Source organism: Burkholderia sp. Se-20373 (assembly GCF_017104705.1).
Lineage (GTDB): Bacteria > Pseudomonadota > Gammaproteobacteria > Burkholderiales > Burkholderiaceae > Burkholderia.
The window spans coordinates 1-6,723 of the sequence record NZ_JAAGPH010000241.1; the positions used below are offsets into that span (position 1 = coordinate 1).

General features: G+C 66.1%; 8 protein-coding genes. 3 read left to right on the forward strand and 5 right to left on the reverse strand.

All coding sequences use genetic code 11. The annotated features are described in order from the left end of the window. Positions 1-470: 470 nt before the first annotated feature. Positions 471-1,409 (reverse strand): LysR substrate-binding domain-containing protein, encoded by a 939-nt coding sequence (locus tag G3N96_RS36875; protein WP_011356424.1) that lies wholly within the window; start codon positions 1,407-1,409, stop codon positions 471-473. A gap of 213 nt (positions 1,410-1,622) precedes the next feature. Here G3N96_RS36875 and G3N96_RS36880 point away from each other — a divergent pair, with 213 nt between their 5' ends. Then, the gene (locus G3N96_RS36880; protein WP_071333301.1) at positions 1,623-2,498 is read left to right on the forward strand and encodes a LysR substrate-binding domain-containing protein; all 876 of its coding nucleotides are present in this window, start codon (positions 1,623-1,625) and stop codon (positions 2,496-2,498) included. Between the two features lie 168 nt (positions 2,499-2,666). Here the strand turns inward: G3N96_RS36880 and G3N96_RS36885 are convergent, their stop codons facing one another. Genes G3N96_RS36885 through G3N96_RS36895 form a run of 3 tightly spaced genes read right to left on the reverse strand, consistent with a single transcriptional unit; the run spans position 2,667 to position 4,568 of the window. Further along, positions 2,667-3,020, reverse strand: coding sequence for a hypothetical protein (locus tag G3N96_RS36885; protein ID WP_124580616.1), 354 nt, complete (start codon positions 3,018-3,020; stop codon positions 2,667-2,669). After that, the gene (locus G3N96_RS36890; protein ID WP_241023005.1) at positions 3,017-3,820 is read right to left on the reverse strand and encodes a hypothetical protein; all 804 of its coding nucleotides are present in this window, start codon (positions 3,818-3,820) and stop codon (positions 3,017-3,019) included. The genes G3N96_RS36885 and G3N96_RS36890 overlap by 4 nt, the downstream gene beginning before the upstream one ends. Positions 3,821-3,848: 28 nt before the next feature. Next, entirely contained in the window at positions 3,849-4,568 is a 720-nt protein-coding gene (locus tag G3N96_RS36895) for a hypothetical protein (RefSeq protein ID WP_206140289.1), read from the reverse strand. Positions 4,569-4,797: 229 nt separating this feature from the next. On the opposite strand from G3N96_RS36895, the gene G3N96_RS36900 reads away from it, so the two are divergent. Next, positions 4,798-5,055, forward strand: a complete 258-nt coding sequence (locus tag G3N96_RS36900; protein ID WP_089457468.1) for a type II toxin-antitoxin system ParD family antitoxin — start codon at positions 4,798-4,800, stop codon at positions 5,053-5,055. Then, positions 5,052-5,351: a type II toxin-antitoxin system RelE/ParE family toxin gene (locus tag G3N96_RS36905; RefSeq protein WP_206140292.1), complete on the forward strand. Its 300-nt coding sequence runs from the start codon at positions 5,052-5,054 to the stop codon at positions 5,349-5,351. Before G3N96_RS36900 ends, G3N96_RS36905 begins: the two co-directional genes overlap by 4 nt. A gap of 161 nt (positions 5,352-5,512) precedes the next feature. Here the strand turns inward: G3N96_RS36905 and G3N96_RS36910 are convergent. After that, the coding region (locus G3N96_RS36910) for an MFS transporter (protein WP_206140290.1) at positions 5,513-6,723 on the reverse strand (1,211 nt) is incomplete at its 5' end.

Here is a 6,723-nt window from a genome sequence, read left to right on the forward strand (position 1 = left end):
CGGCGGCCGCGGCGTCGACGGCGGCGAGTGCCGCGGCCGGCGTCGCGGCCGGCACGCGCGCGAACGGCGCTTCGGTGGCGGGATTGCGGACGACGATGAACGTGTCGCTTTCCGGGGCGACGAAACGGCCGTTCACGTAATTGCGTTCGGTGCGCATGAAGTGACTCCTCCGATGAATGCAGGCGGATCGCTTCGAGTGGCGACACGCGTGGCACGGGATAGCGGCCATTCTCTTCATGCGTTTAGCGCACGACAAACGACTTATTTTCGCGTCGATCATGAGAAAAATGCACGTTACTCGGCGAATCGGCTGGCGTCGCCCGTCCGGCAAGGCTGCCGTGGCGTGGGCCCGTGGGGGAGCGGGCGGAGGGCTGTCGTATTTTCCGACTGGTCCGAGTGCGGACGGGCGTGGAAGCCGGTAAGGTGTCGCCCGCGGCGGTTGGTGGAGGGTGCCCGGGGAGGGACGCGTGCTAGGCCAGCGGCACTTGCGGCAGCGGCGACGACGGTTCGAGATGGCGCTTCGCGAGCCACACTTCCTGCTGCAGCCAGTCGCGGAACTGGACGATGTGCGGCAGGTTCGTCTGCTCGGGCCGCGTGACGAACCAGTACGACTGGTGGCCGTCGACGTGCACGTTGAGTACCTGCATCAGCTGCCCGGTCGCGAGTTCGCGCGCGACCATGTGGCGGTCCGCGATCGTGATGCCGAGGCCGTCGATCGCCGCGCGGATCGCATGGTCGAGCAGGTCGAATTCGTAGCCGCCGCGCGTGTCGACGTCGGCGATGCCGGCTGCTTTCAGCCAGTGCTGCCAGGTCAGGTAGCGCTGGTCGTCGGTGGCGAGCACGTGCAGCAGCGTGAAGCGGTTCAGGTCGATCGGCGCGCCGTCCTGTCGCAGCCGCGCATACAGCGCGGGCGCGCAGACGGCGATATGCTGCTCCTGCATCAGCAGTGCGTTGTCGAAGCCGTCCCATTCGCCGTCGCCGAACCGGATTGCGCAGTCGAGCACGCGCGATTCGCCGAGGCTGTCGTGGATGCGGGTCGTGAGGCTCAGCTCGAATTCGGGATGCGCGTCGCGCAGCCGGCCGAGGCGCGGCATCAGCCAGCGCGCGGCGAAGGTGGGCGGCACGTTCGCGCGCAGGCGGTTCAGGTGGGTTTTTTCCTGCAGGCTGCGCACGGTCAGCTCGATCTTGTCGAACGACTGCTGCAGCGCGCGCAGCAGCACGCGGCCGGCCGCGGTCAGTTCGAGCTGGTGATGGCGGCGCTCGAGCAGGGTTTCGCCGAGCTGGCCCTCGAGCTGGCGAACCTGGCGGCTCACCGCGCTCTGCGTCACGTTGAGCAGCTCGGCCGCGCGCGTGAAGCTGCCGGTGCGGCCGGCCATCTCGAAGGCTTTCAGCGCATTCAGCGCCGGCATCTTGCGTCTCACGGAGCGGTGTCGTGTTGGGTGCGGGATGCTTATTGTAGGCGGGCGGCGCGGGCGGGGGGATGCTGAATGGCGGCGACGGTGAACGCTGGGGTTTTAACGTAGGGCGGCTGGCGTGCCTCGTCGTGGAAAGGCTGCCCGCAGGAGGGCCGGCAGTGCCGGCCGGCAACGAAACGAACGATACGAACGAAGGGGACACACATCATGCGACGCCTGCCATCGTTGATCGCACTGCGATTTTTCGAGGAGACCGCGCGTCACCTGAGCTTCAACCGCGCGGCGGTTTCGCTGTGCGTGACGCAAGGGGCGGTGAGCCGGCAGATCCGGCTGCTCGAGGAAGCGCTCGGCGCGCGGCTGTTCGAGCGCGATCACAAGGGCGTGCGCCTGACCGATGCCGGCGAGCGATTGCTGCCGTTCATCGGGCAGGCGTTCGACACGATCGAACGGGGCGTCGGCGAAATCGCCGCCACGCGGCCGGGCGCGAAGCGGCGGCTGACGGTGTCGCTGCCGCCGACGTTCGCGACGCAGTGGTTTTCGCCGCGGCTCGGCACGCTCGCGGAGGCGCTGCCCGACGTCGAGCTGTCGATCCGCACGGAGCCGGATGACGATTGCCATTGCCATATCCGCTTCGGACGCGCGGCGCGCGCCGGGATGCAGTCGGAGCTGCTGATGATGGAGCGGCATGCACTCGTCGGCGCGCCGCGCTATCGCGGCGATGCGCTCGACGTGCTGCTCGGCCGGTTGCCGTCGCTGCATGTGCTGCACGAAGGCAAGCGCCTGACGCTGTGGGCCGACTGGTGCGAGCAGGCGGGCGTGCCGCCGGCGCGAATCGGCGACGGCATCGAGTTTTCGACGCTCGAACAGGCGATCCGCGCGGCGCGCAAGGGCGCGGGGCTCGCGGTGGTCGACCTCAACATGATCGAGGAGGAGATCGGCGAGGGCAGCCTCGTGCGGCTGTCGCCGGTGCAGCCGATCGGGCCGTTCGGATATTGGCTCGACGTCGAGCCGGAGAGCGTGGCGGTCGAGCCGGTGGTCGCGTTTGCTGCGTGGTTGCGGGAGCAGGCGGGGAGGCGGGGGTAGGGGCGCTGCTGGTGGGACACAACTGATCGGAATGCTGGACAAATCGGATCAGTCCGCGTCAGTCCTGCTGTTCTCGCGGTGTTGGCATTTGTCAACGATCGTTACCGGGAACGGAGATAGTCACGATCGTTGACGGCCTGGGCCATGCGGCTTCGTCGTCGTTGCCGGCTACCGGTCGGGGTCGTGCCCGAAGTGCATGAGTGTTTCCCGGCGCCCCCAGAATTCTATGTCGGCGATCGTTTCGACAGGCATCTGGCTCTTCGAGAGATCGATGCGCCCAACGTTGAAGACGGCGCGGCGCGGCGGGGATACCGGCATGTTGGCCGTCCGCGTGTCGTGCCCGACGGCGGACTTGCGCATGACACGCGCCAGGCTGTGATGGAGCTCGGTGGTGACGAGCGCATCGAGGAGACGCCTTGCTTCGGCGCTGAGGGCGAGAGGACGCCGGCTCGACGGTCGGCCGGGCTTCGCCGTGGGGCGCGTGATCCGGAATCCGGCGATCGGCGTGTGCTTTGCGTTCATTCGTAAATCCCCTTTTCGATCAAGTAACGTTGCAGCGCCCGCACGGACATGCCGTGCGGTGTGACGTCGAATGTCATCCAGCGATGTGATCCCGCTACGCGCCAGAAATCCCGCCCGAATCGCGTTGCATAGAGCGCACGCAGCGACCGGAGTGATCCGTCGGCAAGACCGACCGGGTGCCCCTGGAAATACTGGAACAGCGCCGCTTCATCGCCGCACTTGTCGGGAATGGGCGCGTCGAAGCCGAACCGTGGCCATGCGTAGTACCCGAATAGCCGGCGCCCGCCCGGTTTGGGCGCTGCCTTCCGGCCCCCCGCTGCGAATGCAATGATTCGAGTGATGTCCAACGTATCAGACGCCCTGACAATCCGCCACAGCATCGCCGCGCCGAATCCCGTGATTGCGTGATCGACGAGATCGATTGTCTTGAGTTCGAGTAGGGATATGTCCGATTCTCGACGGACCGACACGCGGTTTTCGGATCGGATCCAGGTGGGGTTCGTGACCGAGAAGGTCAACTGGCCTCTGCTGTCGAGATAGGCTTGAATGTCCGATCCGGCAGGCGCGCCGCACAACGAAACGAGCAGTTCGTCGGGGACGTCGCCGTTCACACCAAGAAACGTGGAGATATCCAGATCGTTTCGATCGACCTTGAGCTGATCGTCGAAGTACGACGTTTCGTAGGGCAGAACATGACTGAGATCGACGGGGCGAGCGGGCATGGCTTCCGGCAATGAATGGAAAGCACCCAGCATATCGGCGCGAATCCGGCAGACAGAGTCCGCCAAACGGCCAATCATGAGGCGGCGCGACCGCCCGTCCCGCCCCCTACGACCAGTCGAACGTCAGCAGCGCCACGCGGCTGGCCGGCTCGTAAAACAGGAGAATCGAGTCCGCGCCCATCGCGCGGTATTCCCAGCCGGTGACGCGGGCGACGAAGCGAAAGCGCGCACCGTCGGGGCCGATCGGCCGGATGTCGTCGGGATTGCGGTCGTCGACCGGGAAATCCGACGTGCCCGACCAGTTGCCCCAGCCGACCGATCCGCCGAGCTGGTCGATCAGGTTGCACGGTTTTTCCCGGCTGAAATCGCGCTCGTCCGGCGCGTACTGGTTGGACGAGTAGAGCACGCCGTATTCGGCGAACCGCTTGCGCGCGGTTTCGATGCTGGCCTGCTGCTCGGCGTAGTGCGCCTCCAGTTCCGCGCGATAGCCCGCATCATGCGCGCCGGGCGGGTTTTCCAGATAGAAGTAGCGCGGGTCGCCGAGCAGCGTGTAGCGGTCGTTCTCGTCGAGCCGGAACCCGATCCAGTTCGCGCGCAGATAGTCGTTGTGATACGCGGCCGTGTCCTGTCCGACGAGCCCGTCGTACGGCTCGACGGGGCTGAGCAGGTGGATCCAGCCCTCCCACGACGGATTGACCGTCGACAGGTCGATCGATATCAGCGGATGCAGGTGGCGCGCGAGTGCGGCGTTGGACTCGGCAAAGACGTCGGCGTCTGGCGGGTAGACCTTCAGGCCAGGTTGTGGTGTGACGATGTCTTCAATCATGATCGCTGCTCGCACGGTGAGGGTTCGGCAAGGCTACACGAGTGCGCCCGAACACCGGATGAATGTCCGGCGTCATAGCAACCTGCCTGACGCGCGTCCGGTTCCGTCCATCCGCCCGATCGGCACGTCGAAAGCATTCGCGCCGATCCTTTGGCGCGCGTCTTCTTGATAACAGTTGATAATGGGGGTGCGCTTAATGCATCGAATTCAATCCGGTCGGGAGGCCGACATGATCAGTGCAGAACTCGGGCAGCAACTGGAGGCGTACGTCGCGAAGCTGGTCGAATCGGGGCGCTACGGATCCAAGAGCGAAGTGCTACGCGAAGGTGTACGCCTCATCCAGGATCGCGAGGCACAGCTGAACGCGCTGGACGCGGTGATCGCGCGCAGCCTGTCCGATGCGGAAGCAGGACACAGCGCCGATGCGGCGGAAGTCTTCGATCGTCTCGAGGCGAAGTATCGGGCCCAGGCGGATCGGCAGGCCTGACCGTGCGCCTGTCCGATTTTGCGATTGCCGAACTCGAAGCGATCGCCGATTGCATTGCACGCGACAACCCGCAACGCGCCGTGACGTTCGTGCGGGAGATTCGCGATAAATGCCTGGGCCTGGCCGCGATGCCGCTGGCGTTTCCGCTGGTGCCGCGCTACGAGTGTCACGGCGTGCGGCACCGCGTGTACGGCAACTACCAGATCTTCTACCGGGTCGTCGGCGGTCCGCCTGCGCGGATCGACATTTTTCACGTCCTGCACGGCGCGCGGGACTATGCGTCGATCCTGTTCTGAGCGAACGTGCGCATCGCATCGCGTCACAAATGAACGAACCCGGCCGCGGCCGGGTTCGTTCGAATCGAGCGCAACATCGCCGCGGCGCATCAGCGGCTCGTCGACACGAAAGCCTCGATCGAGCACGATGAAGCTGGGGGGCACGCAACCCGCCACCATGGTCAATGCCCCGACGCCTCCTCCAGCGTCAGATGCTTCGTCTCCGGCGCCCACGCGATCGACACGATCATCCCCACCAGCAGCACACCCGCCAACGCGAACATCGTCGCGTGAAAGCCGAGCGTCGCGATGCCGACCGGCAGCAGGAACGTGCCGATCGCCGAACCGAGCCGGCTGCACGCGATCGCGAGCCCCACGCCGCTCGCACGCACTTCGGTCGGAAAGCACTCGGGCGGGAACACGCCGACGAGGTTGCTGAATGCCGACATCGTCAGCGTGAAGATCGCGAACGCGACGATCATCGCGAGAGCCGCCGACGACGGCAGCACCGCCAGCGCGACGAGCGACGCGCACGTCACCGCGAACGAGCCGATCAGGAAGCCGCGCCGCGACAGCCGGATCGCCAGCCAGATGCCGATCAGTGCGCCCAGCACCAGGAAGCCGTTCAGCAGCAGGTCGGCGCCGAAACCCTCGGCGAGGCCGATCGTCTTCAGGATCGTCGGCAGGAACGTGTAGATCGCGAAATACGGAATCACGAGGCACACGAAAAACGCGCAGTTGAACATCGTGCGGCGGATCAGGTCACGCTGAAACAGTCGCGCGAAGCCGCCATGCGCATGCGGCTCGGTCGAACCGTCGAGCATCACGTGCGGCCCGAAATGCTTCGCGACGATCGCACGCGCTTCCTTCTCCCGGCCCTTGCCGAGCAGCCAGCGCGGCGACTCGGGCGTGCCGATCCGCAACACCAGCACGATCAGCGCGGGCAACGCGGCCGACGCGAGCAGCCAGCGCCACGCGTCGGGCGTGACGTCGCTGTACGCGAGGCCGAGCACGTTCGCGGCGACATAGCCGATCGTCCAGATCACGCTGAACGAGCCGAGCAGCGCGCCGCGATGCTTGCGCGGCGAGAACTCGGCGAGGATCGCATGGCCGACCGTGAAATCGCCGCCCATCCCGAAGCCGATCAGCACGCGCAGCACGCACAGTTCGAGCGGCGACGTGACGAAGCATTGCGCGAACGCGGCCGCCGTGATGATCACGAAGCTCGTCAGGAAAATCTTCTGCCGGCCCATCCGGTCGGACAGCCAGCCGAACACGAGGCTGCCGAAGAAGATGCCGATCAGCGCGGAGCTGCCGATCATCCCCATCCAGAACGCGTCGATCGGCATCTGCCTGCCGAGCGCGGCGAGCGCATAGCCGATCGTGCCCAGCG

Excerpts from the sequence above, each read along its gene's own strand:
- G3N96_RS36890 (WP_241023005.1), bottom strand. The coding sequence starts at position 3,820 with ATGATTGGCCGTTTGGCGGACTCTGTCTGCCGGATTCGCGCCGATATG.
- G3N96_RS36880 (WP_071333301.1), top strand. The coding sequence starts at position 1,623 with ATGCGACGCCTGCCATCGTTGATCGCACTGCGATTTTTCGAGGAGACC.
- G3N96_RS36875 (WP_011356424.1), bottom strand. The coding sequence starts at position 1,409 with ATGCCGGCGCTGAATGCGCTGAAAGCCTTCGAGATGGCCGGCCGCACC.
- G3N96_RS36900 (WP_089457468.1), top strand. The coding sequence starts at position 4,798 with ATGATCAGTGCAGAACTCGGGCAGCAACTGGAGGCGTACGTCGCGAAG.
- G3N96_RS36895 (WP_206140289.1), bottom strand. The coding sequence starts at position 4,568 with ATGATTGAAGACATCGTCACACCACAACCTGGCCTGAAGGTCTACCCG.
- G3N96_RS36885 (WP_124580616.1), bottom strand. The coding sequence starts at position 3,020 with ATGAACGCAAAGCACACGCCGATCGCCGGATTCCGGATCACGCGCCCC.